This is a genomic window from Acidimangrovimonas pyrenivorans, from assembly GCF_042643245.1.
In the GTDB taxonomy this organism is placed as follows: Bacteria; Pseudomonadota; Alphaproteobacteria; order Rhodobacterales; family Rhodobacteraceae; genus Acidimangrovimonas; species Acidimangrovimonas pyrenivorans.
On sequence record NZ_JBHRSK010000004.1, the window covers coordinates 73,910 to 96,052 of the forward strand.

18 protein-coding genes are annotated in these 22,143 nt (G+C 69.6%); 10 read left to right on the top strand and 8 right to left on the bottom strand.

Annotation, left to right across the window (positions count from 1 at the left end; translation table 11 throughout):
* Positions 1–124 precede the first annotated feature (124 nt).
* From ACFOES_RS03360 to ACFOES_RS03380, 5 genes are all read left to right on the top strand, one after another.
* Complete coding sequence (locus tag ACFOES_RS03360; protein WP_377831760.1) at positions 125–511, top strand: PepSY domain-containing protein; 387 nt, start codon at positions 125–127, stop codon at positions 509–511.
* Entirely contained in the window at positions 508–1,143 is a 636-nt protein-coding gene (locus ACFOES_RS03365; protein WP_377831761.1) for a cytochrome b/b6 domain-containing protein, read from the top strand. The genes ACFOES_RS03360 and ACFOES_RS03365 overlap by 4 nt, the downstream gene beginning before the upstream one ends.
* A gap of 537 nt (positions 1,144–1,680) precedes the next feature.
* Positions 1,681–2,151: a DUF2271 domain-containing protein gene (locus ACFOES_RS03370; RefSeq protein WP_377831762.1), complete on the top strand. Its 471-nt coding sequence runs from the start codon at positions 1,681–1,683 to the stop codon at positions 2,149–2,151.
* A gap of 14 nt (positions 2,152–2,165) precedes the next feature.
* Positions 2,166–4,382 (top strand): PepSY domain-containing protein, encoded by a 2,217-nt coding sequence (locus tag ACFOES_RS03375; protein WP_377831764.1) that lies wholly within the window; start codon positions 2,166–2,168, stop codon positions 4,380–4,382.
* Positions 4,363–5,349, top strand: coding sequence for an FAD:protein FMN transferase (locus ACFOES_RS03380; protein ID WP_377831765.1), 987 nt, complete (start codon positions 4,363–4,365; stop codon positions 5,347–5,349). The genes ACFOES_RS03375 and ACFOES_RS03380 overlap by 20 nt, the downstream gene beginning before the upstream one ends.
* A 3-nt stretch (positions 5,350–5,352) precedes the next feature.
* On the opposite strand, the gene ACFOES_RS03385 is transcribed toward ACFOES_RS03380, so the two are convergent.
* From ACFOES_RS03385 to ACFOES_RS03420, 8 genes are all read right to left on the bottom strand, one after another.
* Positions 5,353–6,570 (bottom strand): glycosyl transferase, encoded by a 1,218-nt coding sequence (locus ACFOES_RS03385; RefSeq protein WP_377831766.1) that lies wholly within the window; start codon positions 6,568–6,570, stop codon positions 5,353–5,355.
* 8 nt (positions 6,571–6,578) lie between these two features.
* Positions 6,579–7,364, bottom strand: a complete 786-nt coding sequence (locus tag ACFOES_RS03390; protein WP_377831767.1) for an HAD-IIB family hydrolase — start codon at positions 7,362–7,364, stop codon at positions 6,579–6,581.
* Positions 7,364–9,103, bottom strand: a complete 1,740-nt coding sequence (locus ACFOES_RS03395; RefSeq protein ID WP_377832995.1) for a sugar phosphorylase — start codon at positions 9,101–9,103, stop codon at positions 7,364–7,366. The genes ACFOES_RS03390 and ACFOES_RS03395 overlap by 1 nt, the downstream gene beginning before the upstream one ends.
* Positions 9,104–9,805: 702 nt before the next feature.
* Positions 9,806–10,405: a GNAT family N-acetyltransferase gene (locus ACFOES_RS03400; RefSeq protein ID WP_377831768.1), complete on the bottom strand. Its 600-nt coding sequence runs from the start codon at positions 10,403–10,405 to the stop codon at positions 9,806–9,808.
* Positions 10,406–10,529: 124 nt separating this feature from the next.
* Complete coding sequence (locus ACFOES_RS03405) at positions 10,530–11,048, bottom strand: bactofilin family protein (RefSeq protein WP_377831769.1); 519 nt, start codon at positions 11,046–11,048, stop codon at positions 10,530–10,532.
* Positions 11,038–12,378, bottom strand: a complete 1,341-nt coding sequence (locus tag ACFOES_RS03410) for a DUF5930 domain-containing protein (protein ID WP_377831770.1) — start codon at positions 12,376–12,378, stop codon at positions 11,038–11,040. Before ACFOES_RS03410 ends, ACFOES_RS03405 begins: the two co-directional genes overlap by 11 nt.
* 280 nt (positions 12,379–12,658) lie before the next feature.
* Positions 12,659–13,489: a ferritin-like domain-containing protein gene (locus tag ACFOES_RS03415; protein ID WP_377831771.1), complete on the bottom strand. Its 831-nt coding sequence runs from the start codon at positions 13,487–13,489 to the stop codon at positions 12,659–12,661.
* Positions 13,486–13,947, bottom strand: a complete 462-nt coding sequence (locus tag ACFOES_RS03420; protein ID WP_377831772.1) for a peroxiredoxin — start codon at positions 13,945–13,947, stop codon at positions 13,486–13,488. The genes ACFOES_RS03415 and ACFOES_RS03420 overlap by 4 nt, the downstream gene beginning before the upstream one ends.
* A gap of 98 nt (positions 13,948–14,045) precedes the next feature.
* On the opposite strand from ACFOES_RS03420, the gene ACFOES_RS03425 reads away from it, so the two are divergent.
* The 5 genes from ACFOES_RS03425 to lpdA all read left to right on the top strand — a co-directional run bounded on the left by ACFOES_RS03425 (position 14,046) and on the right by lpdA (position 22,105).
* Entirely contained in the window at positions 14,046–17,348 is a 3,303-nt protein-coding gene (locus tag ACFOES_RS03425) for an AsmA family protein (RefSeq protein ID WP_377831773.1), read from the top strand.
* An 8-nt stretch (positions 17,349–17,356) separates the two neighbouring features.
* Complete coding sequence (gene queA / locus ACFOES_RS03430) at positions 17,357–18,448, top strand: tRNA preQ1(34) S-adenosylmethionine ribosyltransferase-isomerase QueA (RefSeq protein ID WP_377832996.1); 1,092 nt, start codon at positions 17,357–17,359, stop codon at positions 18,446–18,448.
* Between the two features lie 52 nt (positions 18,449–18,500).
* Positions 18,501–19,808 carry an MFS transporter gene (locus ACFOES_RS03435; protein ID WP_377831774.1) on the top strand — a complete coding sequence of 436 codons (1,308 nt, stop codon included), beginning with the start codon at positions 18,501–18,503 and terminating at the stop codon, positions 19,806–19,808.
* Positions 19,809–19,979: 171 nt separating this feature from the next.
* Complete coding sequence (locus ACFOES_RS03440) at positions 19,980–20,555, top strand: DUF924 family protein (RefSeq protein ID WP_377831775.1); 576 nt, start codon at positions 19,980–19,982, stop codon at positions 20,553–20,555.
* 155 nt (positions 20,556–20,710) lie between these two features.
* Positions 20,711–22,105: a dihydrolipoyl dehydrogenase gene (gene lpdA, locus ACFOES_RS03445; RefSeq protein ID WP_377831776.1), complete on the top strand. Its 1,395-nt coding sequence runs from the start codon at positions 20,711–20,713 to the stop codon at positions 22,103–22,105.
* The last annotated feature ends 38 nt before the right edge of the window (positions 22,106–22,143 follow it).

A 22,143-nucleotide genomic window follows, 5' to 3' on the forward strand; every position in this document is an offset into this window, starting at 1 on the left:
CCCTGCCGCCTTTCTGCGCCGCGAAGCTGACGGCAGGCTGAAGCACTCAACCGCCATGCTTCAGCTATGCGTCAGGATAGGGGGGCAGAAGAGGCCATCACAACCCGAAACGGGAGAGCAAGAGATGCGGAAACTGCTGACGATGACGACGGTGCTGACCGGCCTGTCGCTGGCGGGCATGGCCGTGGCCGAGGATCGCGACTGCACGGCGCCGATGGCGAACTGGCAGCCGCGGCAGGCAGTGCAGAAGATGGCCGAGGAAAAGGGCTGGACCGTGCGCCGGATCAAGACCGACGACGGCTGCTACGAGATCAAGGGCCGGGACGCCAGGGGCCGCCGGATCGAGGCCAAGGTCGATCCGGCGACGCTGGCCGTCGTCGATATGGAATACGAGGACGACGACGATGACGACAAGGGCCGCAACGCGGCCAAGGCGGCGCCGGCCGGCACCGTCGCACCGCCGGATAACGGGCTGTTCAAGAAGGGCGGTGCCGGGGTGGTGGTGAAATGACCGTCCGCGTCTGGGACCCGATGATCCGCTTGTTCCACTGGGGGCTGGTGGCGGCCTTTGCGACCGCCTGGCTGACCTCGGAAGGCAACGAGGCGCTGCACCAGACGGCGGGATATGTCGTTGCCGGGCTGATCGCCTTCCGCCTGGTCTGGGGGCTGGTCGGCGGGCGCTACGCGCGCTTCACCCAGTTCCTGCGCGGGCCGGGCGCGACGCTGGGCTATCTCGGCGCGATGCTGAAGGGGCGCGAGACGCGTTATCTCGGCCACAACCCGGCCGGGGCGGCGATGATCGTGGCGCTGCTGCTGGCGCTGTCGGGCACCGCCTATACTGGCTGGCTGATGGCCGAGCCGGCGCGGATCGCCGCGCTGCCGACGCTGCCCGCGATCGTCTCGCCGGCCTTTGCCGACAGTGACGAGGGCGAAGAGGGCGCGGAATACGGCGCGGGCGCCGAGGGCGGGATCGGTGGCGAGGCCGTCGAGGACCTGCACGAGGTGCTGGCCAACCTGACCCTGCTGCTGGTGGCGCTGCATGTCGGCGGCGTGGTGCTGGCCAGCCTACGCCATCGCGAGAACCTGGCCCGGTCGATGGTGACCGGCCGGAAACGGGCCCCGGAGCCAGGCGACATCGCCTAGAGCCCCAGTCGCGCATCGTGTGGGTGGTTGCGTCCCCATCGGCCCGCACGCCAGGCCCCGCCATTCGTCCCGATGGCGGGGCCGCTTTCTTTCATGGCGAGGGACTGGAAGGCGCGCTCGCGCGGGATGAGCGCACACCATGCGCCCTGCGGAAACCGCCCGGAGCACGTGAAACGCGCAGGGCGAGCGCCTGCCCGTCCCGGCGGGCTGGCGCTTTGGACATCGGCGCGCAACGCTCGTGTCGGGGAGGGGCCTGGCTGCCATGAAGCGCGACGTTCGACGGTGGCGCGCGCCCCCCTCGGGCAGGCACGCGCCCTGCTCCTGTTCCGCGGCAGCCATTTGAGGCGGGGCGCCAACGCGGACCTATGCCGCATCGCGGCTGCGCCGGCTGACGCGGCCCCGGCCATTTCCCGCCACCCCACCGAATTTCCTCCCGAACCTGACGACGGGCTGAAGCTCTTTTGCCGTTTCAGTCAGGTGGGGATCAGCCTCGCCGCGCAGAACGGGACCGAAGACAGCTCAACCGGAGACCGAAAGATGAAGACCACGCTTTCCGCCCTCGCCCTGACCACGGCGCTCACCGTGCCGGGGCTGGCGCTTGCCCAGCCCGTCACCTTTACCACCACGCTCAGCCAATATGGCGGCGACGGCGCCTATCTGGCGCTCTACGTCACCGATGCCAAGGGCGCCTACAGGGGCAGCCTGTGGATGGCCGGCGGCAAGTCGAAGTATTACCAGCATCTTTCCGACTGGTTCCGCGCCACCAATGGCGACCTGGCCCAGATCAACGGCATTACCGGGGCCAGCGTCGGGGCGGGCCAGAACCTGACCATCACGCTCGACCTCGCCGACGCGCTGTTCGACGCGGGCTACGAGCTGCATATCGACGCCGCGGTCGAGGACATGCGCGACAGCCCGTCGGAAGTGGTGCTGCCGCTGACCCGCGACGGCGCCGGCAAACCGGCCCGCGGCCGGCGCTACATCGCCAGCGCCTCCTACGACTTCTGATCGGGAGGCCGGCCATGTTCCGCGCGCTGCACAAGCTTATCGGCCTCGCTGCCGCCCTGCTGATCGTCGCGCTGACGCTCAGCGGGACCGCGCTGTCGGTCTTCCCGGCGCTGGAGCGCGCGCAGACGCCCGCCGCCGTCGAGACCAGCGTCGCGGAGCTCGCCGGCCGGGTTGCCGCCCGATATCCCGGGGTCGAGCAGATCCGGCGCGCACCCTCGGGCCGGATCACCGCCTTCTATTTCGAGGACGGTCGGCCCGGTTCGGTGGTGATCGACCCGGCGACGGGCACCGGGGTGGCGGATTATGCGCCGTCCGCCACCGAACGCTGGCTGACCAACCTGCATCGGTCGCTGTTCCTCGGCGATGTCGGGCGTTGGGCGGCGGCGACGGGGGCGGCGGCGTTGCTGTTGCTGTCGCTGTCGGGTTTGCAGCTGACGGCGCGGCGGACGGGCGGCTGGCGCCACCTCTTCGGCCGGCTGCGCGGACCGTTCTCGGGCCGGCTGCATGTCGAGGTCGCGCGGCTGACGGTCGCGGGCTTGGTGCTGTCCTCGGTGACGGCGCTGTTCATGACCGCGAGCACCTTCGATCTGATCCCCTCCGATGCGGCGGCGCCGGCTTTCCCCCGGGAGGTGAGCGGCCAGACCGGCGCGGCGCCCGGGCGGATGGCGCTGTTGCAGGACACGCCCGTCAGCGCGCTGCGAGAACTCGCCTTTCCCTATCCGGGCGACGCCACGGATGTGTTCACGCTGAAGACCGATGCCGGCACCGGTTATCTCGACCAGGGCAGCGGCGCTTTGCTGGTCTGGGCCGGCAACGGGCCGTGGCAGCGGCTGACCGAGACGATCTACAGGCTGCATACCGGGCAGGGGGCCTGGCCCCTGGGACTGCTGCTCGGCCTGATGGCGCTGGGCGCGCCGGTGATGGCGGGGACCGGCGCGCTGTTGTGGCTGCAGGGGCGGCGCGGCCGGCCGCGGATCCGGGGCAACGTCGCAGCCGGGCAGGCCGACACCGTCGTCCTGGTCGGCAGCGAGGGCGGCACCACCTGGGGCTTCGCCGCCACCTTGCATGCGGCGCTGACGGCGCAGGGCCACAAGGTCCACACCACCGCGATGGCGCGCTTCGCCCCCGCCCGCTACGGCCGGGCCGAGCGGATCGTCGTGCTCACGGCCAGCTATGGCGACGGCGCCGCGCCGGCCTCGGCCACGGGCTTCCTCGACCGGCTGGCGGCGCTGCCGCGGGCGCCCGAGGCGCGGCTGGCAGTGCTGGGCTTCGGCGACCGGCAATTCCCCGATTTCTGCGGCTACGCAAGGCAGGTGGCCGAGGCGGCCGCGGCCAGGGGCTGGGCGCCGCTGATCCCCTATGACACCGTCGACCGCCAGTCGCCGCAGGATTTCGCCCGCTGGGGCCGGGCGCTGGGCACGGCTTTGGGCACGGCTTTGGGCCTCGAGCTGGAGCTGAACCACCAGCCCGCCCGGCAGCGCAGCCACGCCCTGACCCTGGTCTCGCGCCGCGACTATGGCGCCGAGGTCCAGGCGCCGACGACGATCCTGCGCTTCGCTGTGCCGAAGGCGGGGCCGTGGGCGCGACTGACCGGCCGGGCCTTGCCGCGCTTCGCCGCCGGCGACCTGCTGGGGGTGCTGCCCGAGGGCAGCGAGGTCGCCCGGTTCTACTCGCTCGCCTCGGCCCGCCGCGACGGCTTCCTCGAGATCTGCGTCAGGAAATGCCCGGGCGGGCTGTGCTCGGGCCAGCTCCACGCCTTGCAGCCGGGCGACCGGATCGAGGGCTTCATCCGCCGCAACCCGGAGTTCCGCCCGGCGCGCGGCGGTCGGCCGGTGATCCTGATCGGCGCCGGCACCGGGATCGGGCCGCTGGCCGGTTTCGCCCGTGCCAACAGCGCCCGCCGGCCGATGCACCTCTATTTCGGCGCCCGCGATCCGGAGAGCGACCTGCTCTACGGTCCCGAGATGCACGACTGGCAGGCGGAGGGGCGGCTGGCCTCGGTGACCACCGCGTTCTCGCGCGTCGCCGCCCGGGCCCATGTCCAGGACGCGCTGCGCCGCGACGCCGTCCGGATCGCCAGGCTGGTGGGCGAGGGGGCACAGGTTCTGGTCTGCGGCGGGCGCGGGATGGCCGACGGGGTGCGCGAGGCGCTGGCCGAGATCCTCGCCCCGGCCGGGCTCACCCCCGCGATGCTGAAAGCCGAGGGACGATATGCCGAAGATGTCTACTGATCCGCAGGCGGGCACCCGTGCCGACCCGACCCGCTTCGCGCTGAGCGGGCCGACCATGGGCACGCGCTGGTCGGTGCTGTTCCACGGTGCAGCGGATACCGAGACGGCGCCGATCGAGGCTGCGCTGGCGGCGGCGGTGGCGCAGGTCGACGGCCAGATGTCGCCGTGGAAGCCCGACAGCGCGCTGATGCGGGTCAACCGGGCGCCGGTGGGCGCGTGGATCGAGGTTCCGGCGGCGTTTGCCGAGGTGCTGGCAGCGGGGCTCGAGATCGGCCGCCGTTCCGACGGCGCCTTCGATGTCGGCATGGGCGACGCGGTGAATGCCTGGGGCTTCGGGCCGCAGCCGGCGGATGCGGGCAAGGTCAAGGCGGTGCTGGGCCGGGGCCGGGCGCCGGCGCATGAGCTTGTCGAGCTCGACCGGCAGGCGCTGCGGCTGCGCAAGCGCGGCCCGGTGGTGCTCGACTTCAACGGCATCGCCAAGGGCTACGGCGCCGACCGGCTGATGGCGGTTCTGGAACGCTTCGGCATCCGCGCCGGGCTGGTGGCGATCGACGGCGAGTTGAAGGCACGCGGCCTGCGCCCCGACGGCAGCCCCTGGACCGTCGCGGTCGAGCGGCCCGACTACGCGCGCCGGGCGCCGCATTCGATGCTGGCGCTGCAGGACGCGGCGGTGGCGACCTCGGGCGATTACCGCCACTGGGTGCAGCTCGGCCAGCGGCGGCTGTCGCACACGATGGACCCGCGCCGGGGCGGCCCGGTCGACGGAGCGCCGGCCTCGGTGACGGTTGTCGCCGCAAGCTGCATGGCGGCGGATGCCTGGGCGACGGCGCTGATGGTGCGCGGCGCCGAGGCGGGGATGGCGCTGGCCGCCCGGCAGGGGCTGAACGCGCTGTTCCTGGAGCGCGCCGGCGCCGGGCTGCGGCCGCGGGCGGTCGGGCCGCTTTTCGCCGGGCCGGCGGGGCGGTAGCTTTCAGGCCTCGGCGTTGTCGGCCTGCACCGCCTCGCGGATCAACCGCAGGATATCCGGGTTGGCCGACTGCACTCGGCTCCAGTTCGAGATGAACGGCGTCTCCATCGGGTTCTCGAGGAAGACGTTGCCGGCCTCGACGATGTTCTGGGCGAAAAGCTCGACCGATTTCTCCTCGGTATGGCGGTCGAGCGTCAGCCCGTTCATCTTGGCGTCGTTGTAATACATCTCGATCAGGTCGAGCGCGATGCGGTAGAAGGTGGCCTTCAGGGTGCGGAACTGCTCGTTCGAGAAGGTCACGCCATCGGTCGCCAACTTGCGGAACAGGGCCTTGGAAATGTCCATCGACATCCGCGACAGGCCGGAATTGGCGTCCTCCTCGGACAGCGGCTGGTGCTTGTGGTCGTAGTTGTCGGCCAGGTCGACCTGGCAGACGGCGTGGCGCGACAGGTTGCGCCAGACCTCGGACAGCACGCCGATCTCCAGCCCCCAGTCGGACGGGATGCGCATGTCGGGCAGCATCGCCGTGCGCATCGCGAATTCGCCTGCCAGCGGATAGCGGAAGGCCTTGAGGTATTCGAGGTAATCGTTTGGCCCGAAACACTTTTGCAGCGCCAGGATCAGCGGCGTGACCAGCAGCCGCGTCACCCGCCCGCCAAGCTTGTAATCGGCGATGCGCGGGTAATAGCCCTTGCAGAACTGGTAGGGGAATTCCGGGTTGGCGACCGGGTAGATCAGCCGGGTCAGCATCTCGCGCTTGTAGGTGACGATGTCGCAATCATGCAGCGCGACGACGTCGGAATTGGCCGAGGCGAGCACATAGCCGATGCAGTACCAGACATTGCGGCCCTTGCCGGGTTCCTCGGGCGCCAGCTTGACCTCGGACAGCGTGTCGTGGATCGCCCGCAGCCGCGGCCCGTCGTTCCACAGGATGCTGTGGGCCTGCGGCAGGCGCGCGAAATACTCCTTGGCATGGGCGAACTGGTCGGCATCGGCGCGGTCGAGGCCGATGACGATGTGGTTGATGTAGGAGGCGCCCTGCAGCTCGTCGAGGATGCCGGCGAGGGCGTCGGTTTCCAGCTCGGAGAACAGCGAGGGCAGGATCAGGGTGATCTTGCGATGCTCGGCGAAGAGCTGCAGCCGGCGCTCGAGTTCCTCGATCGGGCGTTGCTTGAGATTGTGGAGCGTGGCGACGCCGCCGGACTGGTGGAAATCGGACACCTGTTTTCCTACTCGCTGGTCTGGCGGAGCTCCGCCAGCAATTGGCCGAGCCCTGCGGCCCAGCCGGCGGGGCCGGGACAGGGGGCGCGGCGGATGCGGCCCGTGGCCTCGCCGGCCAGAGGCGGCAGGGCGGCATGGGCCGGATTGGGGACGACGACAGCGTAATCCGCGGCCTGTAACATCGCAATGTCATTGGGCGCGTCGCCAAGCGCCACGGTCGTCGCCCCGGGGTAGCGCGCCGCGACCTCGGCCATGCGGTCGGCCTTCGCGGCGCCGAAGGACAGGGTCAGGAAACGGCCGCCCTGCACCGCGGTGATGCCGGCCTCGGCCAGCACGGCGGTGAATTCCTCGCGCTCGGCCGCGCTGCCGCTGAACAGGCCGGGTTCCGAGAAATCCCGCTGCGCCGCCAGCGCGGCGGCTTCGGGTGTCAGGCCGGTGCGGCGGGCGATCTCTGCCGCCGACCAGTCCGAGAAGCCCCGGAAGAGGGCGCGGAGCTCCCCGGGCAGGGCGTCGAGCGCAGCGCGCAGCCGGTCATGGGTGCGGGCCGCTGCAGGGCGCTCCTGCCCGGGCGGCAGCAGTCCGGCGCCGTTCTCGACGATGGCGGGGCAGGCGGACAGGCCCAGCTCGGCCCGCAGCGGCGCGATCTCGGCCGCCGTCTTGCTCGAGGCGAGCACGACCGGGATGCCCTCTGCCGTCAGCAGCTCCAGCAGCGGCCGGGCCGCCTCGTAGCTGTAGCTCTCGTGGTCCAGCAGGGTGCCGTCGAGATCGGTGAAGACGACGAATTCGGCCCCCATCACACCCGCCCGTTGGTGATCCAGCGCGACTGGTAGGGGGCCAGCACGATCTCGCCGTGATGCTCGTCGATCTGGTCGCCGCTCAGCAGGTCGTACCAGTCGTGGCCGTCGATCAGGTTGAGCGAGACCGACGGGATCGCCACCTCTTCGTCGGTGACGTTGGCGAGGATGAAGATGCTCTGCGCCCGGTCGATGCTCTGGCGCCAGAAGCCGAAGATGGCGTCGCCCAGTTGCAGCGTGAACTGGGTGGCGTTGGGGTGGAAGGCGACCTGCCGGGCGCGGATGCGGATCATCCGCTTGAGCTCCTCGAAAACCCGCGCCGTGGTGCTCTCGGGATCGGCCAGCCGCTCCTGCAGCGCGGCGTAATCCCAGCGGTGGCGGTTGATGGCGCGGTTGTAGCCCAGCTTCTCGACCCCGTCGTAATCGTTGCCGGTGGCCAGCAGCGAATGGATGTAGAAGGCGGGGATGCCCTCCAGCGCCATGGCGATCGCCTGGCTGCACAGGAAGCGCGGGACGTTGAGCTCGTCCTTGCCCCTGACTGTGCCCTTGAGCGCGTCGAACAGCGAGACGTTAAGCTCGTAGGGTTTTTCGCTGCCGTCCGGCATCCGCCGCATCGACACCCGGCCGCCGAATTCCTCGACCGTGCCGATCATCTGGCCGATCTCCTGGTCGGGGATCAGCCCCTCGGCCGGGCGCAGGCCGATGCCGTCATGCGAGGCGGTGAAGTTGAAATAGGCGCAGCCGAGCTGGGCCGGCGGCATCGCCATCTGCCACGTCCGCAGATATTGCGAACTGCCGGTGAGCAGCGCGTGCAGGATCAGCGGCGGCAGCGAGAAGTTGTAGACGACATGGGCCTCGTTGCGGTTGCCGAAATAGCTCAGGTTCTCGGCCTTGGGCACGTTGGTCTCGGTGATCAGCACCACCGGCACCGCGTCGTAATCGACCAGCAGCCGCATCAGCCGGACGATCTCGTGCGTCTGGCGCAGGTGGATGCAGGGGGTGCCGACCTCTTTCCACAGGAAGGCGACGGCGTCGAGCCGGACCGTCCGGACGCCCCGGTCGATATGAAAGCGCAGCACTTGCAGGAAGGTGCGCAGCACCTCGGGGTTGGCGAAGTTGAGATCGACCTGGTCGTGGCTGAAGGTGCACCAGACATGGCGCGTCCCGTTCGCCGTCTCGACCTCGCGCAGCAGCGGATGGGCGCGGGGGCGGACGACCTGGCTCAGGTCGTCGGCGGGATCGGCCTCGAAAAAGAACGTGTCGTAGGGCTCGTGGCCCTGGAGATATTCGCTGAACCACATCGACTGGCTCGAACAGTGGTTCAGCACCAGGTCCGACATCAGCTTGAACTCGCCGGCGATGCGGCTGATGTCCTCCCAGGCGCCGAGCTGGCTGTTGACCGCGAAATAGTCGGTGACGGCGAAACCGTCATCCGAGGTGAAGGGGAAATAGGGCAGGATGTGGATGCCGCGGATGGTGTCGGACAGGTAGCGGCTGGCGAAGTCGCGCAGCAGGTCGAGCGGCTTGTGTTCGCCGTCGGTGATCGAGTTGCCATAGGTGATGACGTAGCTGTCGCGCTGGGTCCACAGCGTGTTGCCGGTGACCCGGCCGCGGCGGCGCGGCCGGTGCTCTCCGGGCCAGAAGCTGCGGGCGAAGCTCTCGGCCAGTTCCTCCGCCCCAGCGTCCGGGTAGATCGACGCGACCAGCTGGGTCAGCCGCTCGCGCAGCTTGCGCGGCATCTGCCAGTCCTGCGGCGCCTGTTCGGAGGTATCGGCCGCGGTGGCGGCCGTCGAAATGTCTTGCTGCATGACAGCATATTCGACCTGCGCCCCGGCGATGGCAAGCGATCCGGCGGCGGGATGCGGACGATCTCGCGCGGGTTTTTTCGGCACTTGGCGGGGCGGCTATTTTCGCGGCAAGGCGCCTGTTTTCCGGGCGGTTGCGGAGGTGGTGCCGGGGAGGTCGGCGCGGGGCATTCCGCGGTGCAGGACAGGGGCGGCGACTGCGGCCACCGCGCTTCTCGTCCCGGCCGTGATCCGTCTGGAAGCTGACGATCCGTTCCGAGGCCTTTGCTGACATTGCTCATAGGCACTGAAACAGCCCGGTGCGCGCGTGAAACGCGCAGGGCAAGCGCCGGCCCGTTCCGGCGGGCTGGCGCTTTGTCATCCGCGCGCGACGCTCTTTCGATAGAGGGGTTTGGTTGCCATAAAGCGCCGCCGTTCAGATGGGGCGCATGCCAGCCCACGGGCCGGCGCTTGCCCTGCTCGGGTCACGCCCGAGAAGGACCGCTTCGTCCGCCACGCGGCCAGCCGGCGCGTAGGTCGCGCTTCGCGGCAAGCTCCGGACTTCAAGTCGAGCAGTCTCACGACACATCATGAGCCGGGCATTCCGAGGGGCCAGCGGCCAGGCCGACGATGCCCTGCGCCTGGGACTGCCCAAGCCTAGCCGCGCGGCATTTCCAGCCGCCAGCTCAGGTTGGCCTTCACCGCGGGCCATTCGCTGGCGATGATCGAATAGGCGGCGGTGTCGCGCACCGTGCCGTTCGGGCTGATCTGGTTTGCGCGCAGCACCCCGTCCAGCTTGGCGCCCAGCCGCTCGATCGCGGCACGGCTCTGGTGGTTCATGAAATGGGTGCGGAACTCGACGCAGATGCAGTCCAGCACCTCGAAGGCATGGCCGAGCAGCATCAGCTTGCACTCGGTGTTGATCGGGCCGCGCTGGACCGAGCGGGCATACCAGGTCGAGCCGATCTCGAGCCGGCGATGCGGGGCGGCGATGTTCATGTAGGTGGTCATGCCGACCGCGCGGCCCGAGGCCTGGTCGATCACCGCGAAGGGCAGCATGGCGCCGTCTTCCTGCAGCGCCAGCCGCCGCGCGATCTCGGCGCCGACCTGCCCGGGGGCGGGAACCGAGGTATACCACAGCCGGTGCAGGGCGCCGTCGGCGCTGGCCTGCGCAAGGTCGGCCTCGTGCGCGGGCGCAAGCGGGACAAGTGCCGCATGGCTGCCGGAAAGGGTCACGGGGCTGGGCCAGGTGGTCATCGACGGTCCTCCGAACTGGAACGGGCGCACTGGAACGGGGGGCCGGGATGCGCCACGGCCCGGAAATGAAACGGGCACCGCCCGGCGGCGATGCCCGTCTGGTCAGCGTCGCGACAAGGCGGGCTCAGGCCTTGGCGGCCGGGGCCGGATCGGCCTTGGGCGCGGCCGGCTTGGCCGCCGGCGCCGCGGCGGGCTTGTCGCCGCCGCTCGACAGCGGATCGTCCTGGCGCTGGACCGAACCCTCGAAATGGGCGCCGCTCTCGATCGCGATGGTCTTGTGGATGATGTCGCCCTCGACCCGGGCGGTCGAGGTCAGCCGGACCTTGAGGCCGCGGACCCGGCCGATGACCCGGCCGTTGACGACGATGTCGTCGGCCATGATCTCGCCCCGGATCGTCGCGCCTTCGCCGACGGTCAGAAGATGGGCGCGGATATCGCCCTCGACCACGCCTTCGACCTGGATGTCGCCGGTGGTCTTGAGGTTGCCGACCACGGTCAGGTCGGAGGACAGGACCGAGGCCGCCGGTTTCGACTTCGGCGTGCTGGGCGCGTAGTCGGTGCTCGGCTTGGCCGCAGGCGCCTCCGGCTTGTCAGCCTCGGCTGCCTTGGGTCCGGGTTCGTTGATGCGGCTTTTAGAAAACATGAGCTGCTGCCTTGATGTAGGTCATGGGGTTGACGGCTTTGCCAGCGGTCCGCACCTCGTAGTGCAGGTGCGTTCCGGTCGAACGGCCTGAATTGCCCATATCACCGATCCGCTGCCCGCGCGAGACCCTTTGCCCGACCTTGACGCGGATTTGCGACATGTGGCCGTAGCGGGTCGAGAAGCCGAAGGCGTGGCGGATGACGACAAGGCGGCCGTATCCGTGCGACCAGCCGGCCCGAACCACCACGCCGTCGGCGGTGGCATAGATCGGCGAGCCGTAGCGGCCGGCCATGTCGAGCCCTTCGTGGAAACGCTTGGTGCCCTTGATCGGGTCGGAGCGCCAGCCGAAGGGCGAGGTGAAGCGGAACGAGGTCTTCAGCGGCAGGCCGACCGGTACCTTCTGGGCGGCAAGCCGGTAGAGGTTCATCTTGTCCAGCCCGGCCAGGATCTCGTTGGCGCGGATCTCGTCGGCGGTCGGCGGCTCGCCCTTGGTGGTGAAGGTGATCGGGGTCAGCGGCCCGCCCTGGCCGGAATAGCCGCGGCGGATTTCCTTGAGCACCTTGTCGGTCGAGAGCCCGGCGGCGCGGAACATCTTGTCGAGCGGCTTCATCGACACCGTCACGGCCTGTTCCAGCTTGTCGAAGATCTGGTTGTTGCGGTCTTCCATCAGCCGCTTGTCGAGCGCGATCTGGTCGGCCTGGCGCTTGGCCTCGGCGGCATCGGCGGCGATCTGGTCGCGCTGGGTCGCGGTGGCGGCGAGGGTGCGGGTCAGCACGTCCAGCGTCGCCTCGACATCCTTGATCCGGCCCGCCCGCGTGTTCGGCGCCTTGGCCTCGGCCACCAGCTTCGCCCTGGTCGCGGCGAGGTCGGCGCGGGCGGCATCCCGTTCGTGGATGGCGCGCTGCAGGGTCTTCTGGATCACCTCGATGCCGGTTTCCAGCTCCTCGCGCCGGTCTTCCGAGGCCAGAAGCGCCGACTGCATCTGCGAGACCTGGGCCAGGGCGACGTTGAAGCGCTGCTGGGCGCGGGCGGCTTCCTCGGTGCGGCTGTCGCGGTCGGCGGAGAGCGCGTTGAGCCGCGCCTCGTAGGCCAGCTGTTCGCGCCGGGTCTGCTCGCGCGCGTTGCCGGCGCCGATCGAGTCCATCATCAGCATGGCGGTGGCGAGGATCGTCCAGGCGATCACCAGCGCGCCGGTGGCGAAGGTCAGGGCCTGGGTGGTCGGACTGAGGCGGATGAAGCGGGTCTCGGTGTCGGAGCGCAGGAACAGCCGTTGTTCGGGCAGGTAGCGTTCCAGCGCCGCATTCAATCGGTAGGTGATCCGTCCCGTCACACGTCTGTCCCCGTCTTGTCCTTGTCGGTGCCGGTTTCATCCCCGAACCGGCGATCCGTGTCCTGATTAGCCAGCGCGGCGGGGCTGCTGCAAGTTTTTTGGCCCTTATGTTGCGGTCTCGGCACATTCGCCGCCGAAATAGGCGGGATATTGCCGATCCGGGCGGCCTCGGGACGGGGGCGAGGCCGGGTGTGGCGGTGGCGGGGTGCCCTTGGGGAAGGAATGGGCGCGGGGCACGCGCAGTGAACAGGGGGCGGTCAGTTCCAATCTGCGCCCGGGCTCAGCCCGCCTTCACCGGCGTCTCCTCGGCCAGCGGCCAGTAGAAATCCGGCGGCAGGCCGGCCTCGGCGCGCTTCTCCTCGTTGAAGGGCGGTTTCAGCGCGCCGTGGAAGTAGTGCCGGACGAGGCGGTGGAACTCGTCCTTGGGATCGGCGCCGGCGCGGCCGCAGAGCCAGTTGAACCATTTCGAGCCATAGGCGACATGGCCGACCTCCTCGGCATAGATCACCTCGAGCGCCGCGATGGTCTCGGTCTCGCCGGCCTTGCGGAAGATCTCGATCATGCCCGGGGTCACGTCCAGCCCGCGCGCTTCCAGCACCATCGGCACCACGGCGAGCCGGCCGAGCAGGTCCGCGGCGGTGTCCTCGGCGGCGCGCCACATGCCGGCATGGGCGGGCAGGGCGCCGTAGAAGCTGCCCATCGCTTCAAGACGGTCGCAGACCAGGTTGAAATGCTTCGACTCTTCCGCCGCCGCCTTGACCCAGTCGTCGTAGAAGCCGAGCGGCATGCCGGCATCGCCGAAGCGGGCGATGATGTCCCAATGCAGGTCGACGGCGTTGAGCTCGATATGGGCGACGGCATGGAGCAGGGCGATGCGGCCGGCGGGCGTGCCCGGGCGCCGGCGCGGCACGTCGCGCGGCGCCAGCAGTTCGGGCTTTTCCGGCCGGGCCGGGCGCAGCGGCGGGCTGGCGGTGCCGACTTCCATCGGTTTGCCCGAGTCGCGCGCCGCGACCCAGGCCTCGGCATGGGCCTTGCTGATCGCGGTCTTCTCGCGGCCGTCGGCGCAGGTCAGGACCTCGACCGCGCGCTCGGTGAGCGTCTTTCCGCTCACAGCGCGCGCACCGCGTCGAGCACCTCGTCGACATGGCCCTTCACCTTCACCTTGCGCCAGACGCGGGCGATTTTGCCGGTGCCGTCGATCAGGAAGGTGGCGCGTTCGATGCCCATCGATTTCTTGCCGTACATGTTCTTCTCGACCCAGACCCCGTAGCGCTCGCAGGTGTCGCCCGCGGCATCCGAGGCCAGCGCCACGCCCAGCGAATGCTTGGCGATGAACTTGTCATGCTTGGCCACGCTGTCCTTGGAGAGGCCGACGACCACGGCGCCGGCGGCCGCGAATTCCGCCGCCTTGGCGGTGAAGTCGATCGCCTCGGTGGTGCAGCCCGGGGTATCGTCGCGCGGGTAGAAGTAGAGCACGACCTTTTGCGGTTTCAGCGCCGACAGGGTAATCTCGCCGCCGCCATCGCGGGGCAGGGTGAAGTCGGGAGCGGTATCGCCTATCTCGGCCATGGAATTTCCTTGCGACAGTGTGATGAGACTTTGTGTTTTAGTTGCCGTCGCGCGAAGATAAACACAAGCCGCAGCCGCAAACCACCGCCAGGGCAGAATTGAACGAGACCCAACCAGCAGAACCCAGGGCCCGGCCGGCGCGCCGGCGGCGCGGGCGTTTCGGGCTATGGCTGCTGCTCAGCCTGGCGCTGCTGGTGGCCGCCGGCGGCTTCGGCGTGCTGGCAGTGACCGGCCGGCCGCTGGTGGCGCCGGACTGGGCGGTGCAAAGGGTGCAGGCGCGGCTGAACCAGGTGCTGCAGGGGCGCGGCCGGATTTCGCTGGGCAGCGCCGCGGTGGTGATCGATTCCAACTACCTGCCGCGGGTGCGGCTGCGCGATGTCCGTTTTCTCGACAGCACCGGCAACGCGGTGGCGGCGCTGCCCGAGCTGCGGGTGACGCTGGCGCTGGAGCCGCTGCTGAAGGGCCAGATCCGGCCGGTGCGGCTGCGGGTTTCCGGCGCCAGCCTGACCCTGCGCCGCGATGCCTCGGGCGGCTTCAACCTGGCGCTCGGCTCCGACATGGGCGGCGACCGGCCGCCGGTCGGGTCGCTGTCGCAGCTGCTCGACGCGATCGACGGCGTTTTCGCCCAGCCGGAACTGGCCAGCCTGCGCCGGATCGACGCCGACGCGCTCAGCCTGACGCTGATCGACAACCGGGTCGGCCGGACCTGGGAGGTCAGCGACGGCCGGGCGACGCTGGTGCAGGACCCGCGCAAGATCTCGATCGAGCTGGGCTTCGGCCTTGCCGGCGGCGCCGAGGAACCGGCCCGCGCGGTGCTGACCTTCGTCTCGCAGAAGGGCTCGCCCGCCGCCCGGATCGCGGCCCGGGTCGAGGGCGTGGCGGCGCGCGACATCGCGGTGCAGTCGCCGGCGCTGGCCTGGCTCAAGCTGCTCGAGGCGCCGATCTCGGGCGACCTGCGCGCCTCGATCGACGGCGCCGGCCAGATCGGCACGCTCGAGGGCGCGCTGCAGATCGGCAAGGGGGCGCTGATCCCCGGCGCGGCGGTGCGCCCGGTCGCCTTCAACAAGGGCTCGCTCTATTTCACCTACGATCCGCGGGCCGAGAAGATCAGCTTTTCCGAGGCGACGGTGGACAGCAAGGTGCTGCGCATCCACGCCTCGGGCCATGCCTATCTCGAGGATCTGGAGAACGGCCTGCCGCGCGGTTTCCTCGCCCAGGTCAAGTTCGAGAAGGTGATGGTCGATCCCGAGGGGCTGTTCCAGGAACCGGTGCGGTTCTCCCAGGGCGCGCTCGACCTGCGGCTGCGGCTCGACCCGTTCGAGGTGACGGTCGGCCAGCTCGCCCTGATCGAGGGCGACCGGCGGATCGACAGCCATGGCAGCATGCGCGCGACCCCCAAGGGGCTGGCGGTTTCGCTCGACACCACGGTGAACGCGATCCGCCATGACCGGCTGGTGGCGCTGTGGCCCGTCGGGCTGGTGCCGAATACGCGGCAATGGGTGGACGAGAACGTCCAGACCGGGGTGCTGAGCAACGTCAAGTCGGCATTGCGGATCCAGCCGGGGCAGAAGCCCCACCTGGCGCTGGGCTACGACTTTTCCAATGCCGATGTCCGGGTGATCAAGACCCTGCCGCCGGTCGAGGGCGGGCGCGGCTATGCCACGATCGACGGCGACACCTACACGATGGTGATCGAGGAGGGCCATGTCACGCCGCCCAGGGGCGGGGTGGTGGACGTTGCCGGCTCGGTCTTCCAGGTGCCCGACATCACCCTCAAGCCGGCGCCGGCGGTGGTGCATCTGAAGACCGACAGCTCGGTGACCGCGGCGCTGTCGCTGCTCGACGAGCCACCGTTCGAATTCCTGACCAAGGCCGGCCAGCCGGTCGACATCAGCGGCGGCCATGCCAGGGTCGAGGCCACGATCCGGCTGCCGCTGGTGCCCAAGATCGAGCTGCCCGACGTCACCTACACGGTCAGCGGCGAGATCAGCGATGTCCGCTCGACCAAGATCGTGCCGGGCAAGGTGCTGACGGCCGACCTGCTGCACCTGCATGCCGACAATTCGGGAATCGAGATCGCCGGCGCCGCCCATCTGGGCAAGGTTGGCTTCCACGGCCGCTGGACTCAGGGTTTCGGCCCCGAGGCCAAGGGGCGCAGCCAGGTCAGCGGGCTGGTCGAGCTGTCGCAGAATTTCATCGACGAATTCGGCATCGGCCTGCCGAAGGGCGCGGTGGCGGGCAGCGGCGTCGGCGATCTGACCATCGACCTGCGCAAGGATGAGGCGCCGCGCTTCAGCCTGGTCTCGGATCTCAACCGGCTGGCGCTGAAGATCCCCGAGATCGGCTGGTCCAAGCCGCACGCCACTCTCGGCAAGCTCGAGGTCGCCGGGCAATTGTCCAGCCCGCCGAAGATCGAGAAGCTGCGGCTTTCGGCGCCGGGGCTTTCGGCGGCGGGGCGTGTCGAGCTGAACAAGGACGGCTCGCTCAGGGCGGTGCGGCTGGCGCGGGTCCAGGTCGGCGGCTGGTTCGACGGGCCGGTCGACCTGCTGGGCCGGGGCAAGGGCCGGGCGGTGGGGATCGCCATCGGCGGCGGCAGCCTGAACATGGCGAAGTCGAATTTCGGCGCCGGGGCGGCGCAGGGAGAAGCGGTGCCGATCACCGCCAAGCTCGACCGGCTGCGGATCTCGGACAGCCTGTCGCTGACCGGGGTCGACGGCAATTTCACCACCGCCGGCGGCTTCAACGGCACCTTCAGCGGCCTGGTCAACGGCAAGGCGGCGATCAGCGGCACCGTCGCTCCGGCAAGCAACAAGCGCGGCGCCCGCAGCGCGGTGCGGATCACCGCCAAGGATGCCGGCGCCGTCTTCGCCGCGGCCGGCATCTTCACCAAGGCGCATGGCGGCTCCCTGACCATGACCCTGCGGCCGAGGGCGGAGCCACAGCAATATGACGGCCATCTTGCGGTGACCAGGCTGCGGGTCCGCGACGCCCCGGCGCTGGCCGATCTGCTGGGCGCGATCAGCGTCGTCGGGCTGCTGGAGCAGCTGTCGGGCGACGGCATCGCCTTTTCCAATGTCGATGGCGACTTCCGCTTGACGCCCAAGGCGATCGAGGTCACGAGGGGCGCGGCCGTCGGCGCCTCGCTGGGCGTGTCCATGGCCGGGCTCTACACTTTCGACGACGAGAAACTCGACATGCAGGGCGTGGTGTCGCCGGTCTATCTGCTCAATGCCATCGGCGGGGTGGTCTCGCCGCGCAGGGGCGAGGGGCTGTTCGGCTTCAATTACCGGCTGCGCGGCACGGCGGACGATCCGCAGATCTCGGTTAACCCGCTGTCGATCCTGACGCCGGGCCTGTTCCGCGACATCTTCCGCCGGCCGCTGCCGAAACTGCCGGAGTGACCACGACGATGAAACTGTCGGATTTCGATTTCCACCTGCCGGAAGAGCTGATCGCCACCCGGCCCGCCAAGCCGCGCAGTTCGGCGCGGCTGCTGCTGGCCGAGGGCGACGCGATCCGCGACCTGATCGTGCGCGACCTGCCGGAGCTGCTCGGCCCCGGTGACCGGCTGATCCTGAACAACACCAAGGTGATCCCCGCCCGCCTGTCGGGCCGGCGCGTCCGCGAAGGCGCCGCCCCGGGCGAGGGCGTGGCCAGGATCGAGGTGACGCTGCTCGAACCGCGCGCCGGCGGCGACTGGCTGGCGCTGGCCAAGCCCGCCCGCAAGCTGCGCGAGGGCGAGACCGTCACCTTCTCGGACAGCCTGTCGGCCGAGCTGTTGTCACGCGACGGCGGCGAGGTGGTGCTGCGCTTCAACCTGACGGGCGAGGATTTCGATGCCGCGCTGGCCGAGGCCGGGGCGATGCCGCTGCCGCCCTATATCGCCGCCCGCCGCCCGGCCGACGACCGGGACCGCGAGGATTACCAGACCATCTTCGCCCGCAATGCCGGCGCGGTGGCGGCGCCGACCGCGTCGCTGCATTTCGACCGGGAGCTGCTGGCGGCGCTGAAGGCGCGCGGGGTCCAGTTCACCGAGGTGACGCTGCATGTCGGCGCCGGCACCTTCCTGCCGGTGACGGTCGAGGACGTGACGACGCACAAGATGCACTCCGAATGGGGCGAGGTCAGCGAACAGGCGGCGGCAGAGATCAACGCCACCCGCGCCGCCGGCGGCCGCATCATCCCGGTCGGCACCACCGCGCTGCGCCTGATCGAGAGCGCGGCGGAAGAGGACGGCACGATGAAGCCGTGGTGCGGCAGCACCGACATCTTCATCTATCCCGGCTACCGCTTCCGCGTCACCGACGCGCTGATGACCAATTTCCACCTGCCGAAATCGACCCTGCTGATGCTGGTCTCGGCACTGATGGGGCAGGGGCGGATGCGGCGGGTCTACGACCACGCCGTCGCCGAACGCTACCGCTTCTTCTCCTATGGCGACGCCTCGCTGCTGATCCCGGAAGCCGGCAAGCGACAGCAAAATGTCGCTGGCGAGGGGTGACCCGAATCCGGCGATGGCCTAGGTCTGGACAGGTGGAAATGCGGAGCGTGCGATGATCCGGGTGATGGCGACATCATGGCCCCTGCTGACAGGGGTCATGCTGCTGATGGTCGGCAACGGGGTGCAGGGCTCATTGCTCGGCATCCGCGGGGCGCTGGAGGGGTTCTCGACCTTCCAGCTCTCGGTCGTGATGTCGGCCTATTTCCTCGGCTTCCTCGGCGGATCGCGGATGGCGCCCGACCTGATCCGCCGAGTCGGCCATGTCCGCGTCTTCGCCGCGCTGGGCTCGCTGATCTCGGCGGTGCTGGTGCTCTACCCGGTGCTGCCGCAATGGCAGAGCTGGGCGATCATGCGGGTGCTGGTCGGCTTCTGCTTCTCGGGCGTCTACGTCACCGCCGAAAGCTGGCTCAACAACGCCGCCACCAACGAGACCCGGGGCCAGTCGCTGTCGCTCTACATGATCGTGCAGATGATCGGCATCGTCGCCTCGCAGGCGCTGCTCAACGTCGGCGATCCCTCGGGCTTCACCCTGTTCGTCATCCCCTCGGTGCTGGTGTCGCTGGCCTTCACCCCGATCCTGCTGTCGATCGCCCCGGCGCCGGTCTTCGAGACCACCCAGCCGCTGTCGTTCCGCAAGCTCTACCAGGTCTCGCCGCTGGGCTGCGTCGGCATGTTCCTGACCGGCGGCGTCTTCTCGGCGATGTTCGGCATGGCCTCGGTCTGGGGCACCCAGGCCGGGCTGAGCGTGCGCGACATCTCGATCTTCATCGGCGCGATGTATGTCGGCGGCATGCTGATGCAGTATCCGGTGGGGCGGATGTCGGACCGCATCGACCGGCGCAAGCTGATCCTCGGGCTGACCGCGGTCGGCGCGGCGGCGATGGCGGCGACTGCCTTCGCCACGCTGCCCTTCCTGCTGATGATCGGCGTCGCGCTGGCGCTGGGCGGCATCGCCAACCCGCTCTACTCGCTGATCCTGGCCTATACCAACGACTTCCTCGAGGCCGACGACATGGCCGCCGCCTCGGGCGGGCTGATCTTCATCAACGGGCTGGGCGCGATCCTGGGGCCGATGATCACCGGCTGGATGATGGGAATGGTGGGGCCGGGCGGCTTCTTTCTCTATATCGCGGTGCTGATGGCGGCGCTGGCCGCCTATGCCGCCTGGCGCATGACCCAGCGCGCCGCCACGCCGACCGAGGAAACCGGCGCCTTCGCCACCATCGCGCCGACGGCCTCGGCCTACGCCGTCGAGGCGGTGATGGAATATGTCCAGGAGGAAGCCGAGGCCGAGGCGGAGGCCCGCGCCGAGGAGGAGGCCCGCGAGGAGGCCGCCGTGCACGAGACGCCGGCAGCCTGATCGCGGTGGCCCGGTTTGAGCGGCCCGGTTGCTGTGCCCCGGTTGCTGTGCCCCGGTTGCTGTGCCCCGGTTGCTGTGGCCCGCCGCTCCAAGCCGTGATCCCGGGCGCCGCCATCTTCGGTTGCGCCGGGCGGCAACTGCTGCCACGCTGAAGCAAAGGGAGGGCGCGCGATGTCCGACGATGTGCAGGCCGTGCTGGATTACTGGCTGGGCGATGTCGGCCCCGAGGGCTGGTATGCCGGCGGCGAGGAACTGGATGGCGAGATCCGCGACCGCTTCGCCGATCTCTGGACCGCGGCCGAGGCCGGCGGGCTCGAGCACTGGATCGGCGGCACCGCGCCGACGCTGGCCTATATCGTGCTGACCGACCAGTTCCCGCGGAACATGTGGCGCGGCTCCGGCCGGGCCTTCGCCACCGACCCGATGGCGCGTGCCGCCGCCGGCCGGGCGGTCGAGGCCGGCTGGGACATGGCCGCGCCCGAGCCCGACCGGCAGTTCTTCTACATGCCCTTCATGCATTCCGAGGCGCCCGAGGATCAGGCCCGCTGCGTCGCCCTGTTCGAGGAGCGGATGCCCGAGACCGGGGCGCAGAACCTGCTCCATGCCCGCGCCCATCAGGAGGTGATCCGGCGCTACGGCCGCTTCCCCTATCGCAACGAGGCGCTGGCGCGCGAGACGACGGCAGAGGAACGCGCGTTTCTCGGCGATGGCGGCTACGGGGCGATCGTTCAGTCGTTGAAGGAATAGGGCCCGGAGCCAGGCGGCGCCCGCGTTGCCCCCGGGCGCCGGGAATGGATTTTCCCAGCCATGCGCCCGGCGCAAGGGCCTATGTCGCGGAGCGGATTGCCCTGCCGTTCGGAATAGTTTAGTGCTGAACTAATTTTTCACGAGGAGGAACTCGCATGGCGGGCAAAGCCTTTGACATGATCGTGGTCGGCGCCGGTCCGGGCGGCTATGTGGCCGCCATCCGCGGCGCCCAGCTGGGGCTCAACGTGGCCGTGGTCGAGCGCGAGCATCTCGGCGGTATCTGCCTCAACTGGGGCTGCATCCCGACCAAGGCGCTGCTGCGCTCGGCCGAGGTTTTCCACCTGATGCACCGGGCCAAGGAATTCGGCCTGTCGGCCGAGAAGATCGGCTACGACCTCGGCGCCGTGGTCAAACGCTCGCGCGGGGTGGCGAAACAGCTGTCCTCGGGCGTCGGCCACCTGCTGAAGAAGAACAAGATCACCGTGATCATGGGCGAGGCGGTGCTGCCGGCCAAGGGCCGGGTGAGCGTCAAGACCGACAAGGGCGCCGAGGAACTGACGGCGAAGAACATCGTCCTGGCCACCGGCGCCCGGGCGCGCGACCTGCCGGGGCTGGAAGCCGACGGCAAGCGGGTCTGGGCCTACAAGCACGCGCTGCAGCCGCCGCACGAGCCGAAAAAGCTGCTGGTCATCGGCTCGGGCGCCATCGGCATCGAATTCGCCAGCTTCTACAACACGCTCGGCGCCGAGACGACGGTGGTCGAGGTGATGGACCGGATCCTGCCGGTCGAGGATGCGGAGATTTCGGCCTTCGCCAAGAAGCAGTTCACCAAGCAGGGGATGACGATCCTCGAGAAGGCGACGGTCAAGAAGCTCGACCGCGCCGCCGACAAGGTGACGGCGCATATCGAGCAGGGCGGCAAGCTGACGACGGCCGAATTCGACACCGTGATCTCGGCGGTCGGCATCGTCGGCAATGTCGAGGACCTCGGTCTCGAGGCGCTCGGGGTCAAGATCGACCGCACCCATGTCGTCGTCGACGAATATTGCCGCACCGGCGTCGACGGGCTCTACGCCATCGGCGACATCGCCGGCGCGCCGTGGCTGGCCCACAAGGCGAGCCATGAGGGCGTGATGGTGGCCGAGCTGATCGCCGGTCAGAAGCCGCACCCGGTCCGGCCCGAGAGCATCGCCGGCTGCACCTATTGCAGCCCGCAGGTCGCCAGCGTCGGCCTGACCGAGGCCAAGGCGAAAGAAGCGGGCTATGAAATCAAGGTCGGCCGCTTCCCCTTCATCGGCAACGGCAAGGCGATCGCCCTGGGCGAGCCGGAGGGGATGGTGAAGACGATCTTCGACGCCGGGACCGGCGAACTGCTGGGCGCCCACATGGTCGGGGCCGAGGTGACCGAGCTGATCCAGGGCTATGTCGTCGGCCGGACGCTGGAGACGACCGAGGAGGAGCTGATGAACACCGTCTTCCCGCACCCGACGCTGAGCGAGATGATGCACGAGAGCGTGCTCGACGCCTACGGCCGGGCGCTGCATTTCTGATCTCTCGCCGGCCGTCCGCGCGGACGGCCGGCGCAAAC

What these genes read in the sequence shown, in the direction of transcription:
- queA (WP_377832996.1), top strand. Translation starts at nt 17,357, where the DNA reads ATGAAACTGTCGGATTTCGATTTCCACCTGCCGGAAGAGCTGATCGCC.
- ACFOES_RS03400 (WP_377831768.1), bottom strand. Translation starts at nt 10,405, where the DNA reads ATGACCACCTGGCCCAGCCCCGTGACCCTTTCCGGCAGCCATGCGGCA.
- ACFOES_RS03435 (WP_377831774.1), top strand. Translation starts at nt 18,501, where the DNA reads ATGATCCGGGTGATGGCGACATCATGGCCCCTGCTGACAGGGGTCATG.
- ACFOES_RS03380 (WP_377831765.1), top strand. Translation starts at nt 4,363, where the DNA reads ATGCCGAAGATGTCTACTGATCCGCAGGCGGGCACCCGTGCCGACCCG.
- ACFOES_RS03370 (WP_377831762.1), top strand. Translation starts at nt 1,681, where the DNA reads ATGAAGACCACGCTTTCCGCCCTCGCCCTGACCACGGCGCTCACCGTG.
- ACFOES_RS03390 (WP_377831767.1), bottom strand. Translation starts at nt 7,364, where the DNA reads ATGGGGGCCGAATTCGTCGTCTTCACCGATCTCGACGGCACCCTGCTG.
- ACFOES_RS03395 (WP_377832995.1), bottom strand. Translation starts at nt 9,103, where the DNA reads ATGCCGCGCAAGCTGCGCGAGCGGCTGACCCAGCTGGTCGCGTCGATC.
- ACFOES_RS03360 (WP_377831760.1), top strand. Translation starts at nt 125, where the DNA reads ATGCGGAAACTGCTGACGATGACGACGGTGCTGACCGGCCTGTCGCTG.
- ACFOES_RS03365 (WP_377831761.1), top strand. Translation starts at nt 508, where the DNA reads ATGACCGTCCGCGTCTGGGACCCGATGATCCGCTTGTTCCACTGGGGG.
- ACFOES_RS03375 (WP_377831764.1), top strand. Translation starts at nt 2,166, where the DNA reads ATGTTCCGCGCGCTGCACAAGCTTATCGGCCTCGCTGCCGCCCTGCTG.
- ACFOES_RS03440 (WP_377831775.1), top strand. Translation starts at nt 19,980, where the DNA reads ATGTCCGACGATGTGCAGGCCGTGCTGGATTACTGGCTGGGCGATGTC.
- ACFOES_RS03405 (WP_377831769.1), bottom strand. Translation starts at nt 11,048, where the DNA reads ATGTTTTCTAAAAGCCGCATCAACGAACCCGGACCCAAGGCAGCCGAG.
- ACFOES_RS03420 (WP_377831772.1), bottom strand. Translation starts at nt 13,947, where the DNA reads ATGGCCGAGATAGGCGATACCGCTCCCGACTTCACCCTGCCCCGCGAT.
- lpdA (WP_377831776.1), top strand. Translation starts at nt 20,711, where the DNA reads ATGGCGGGCAAAGCCTTTGACATGATCGTGGTCGGCGCCGGTCCGGGC.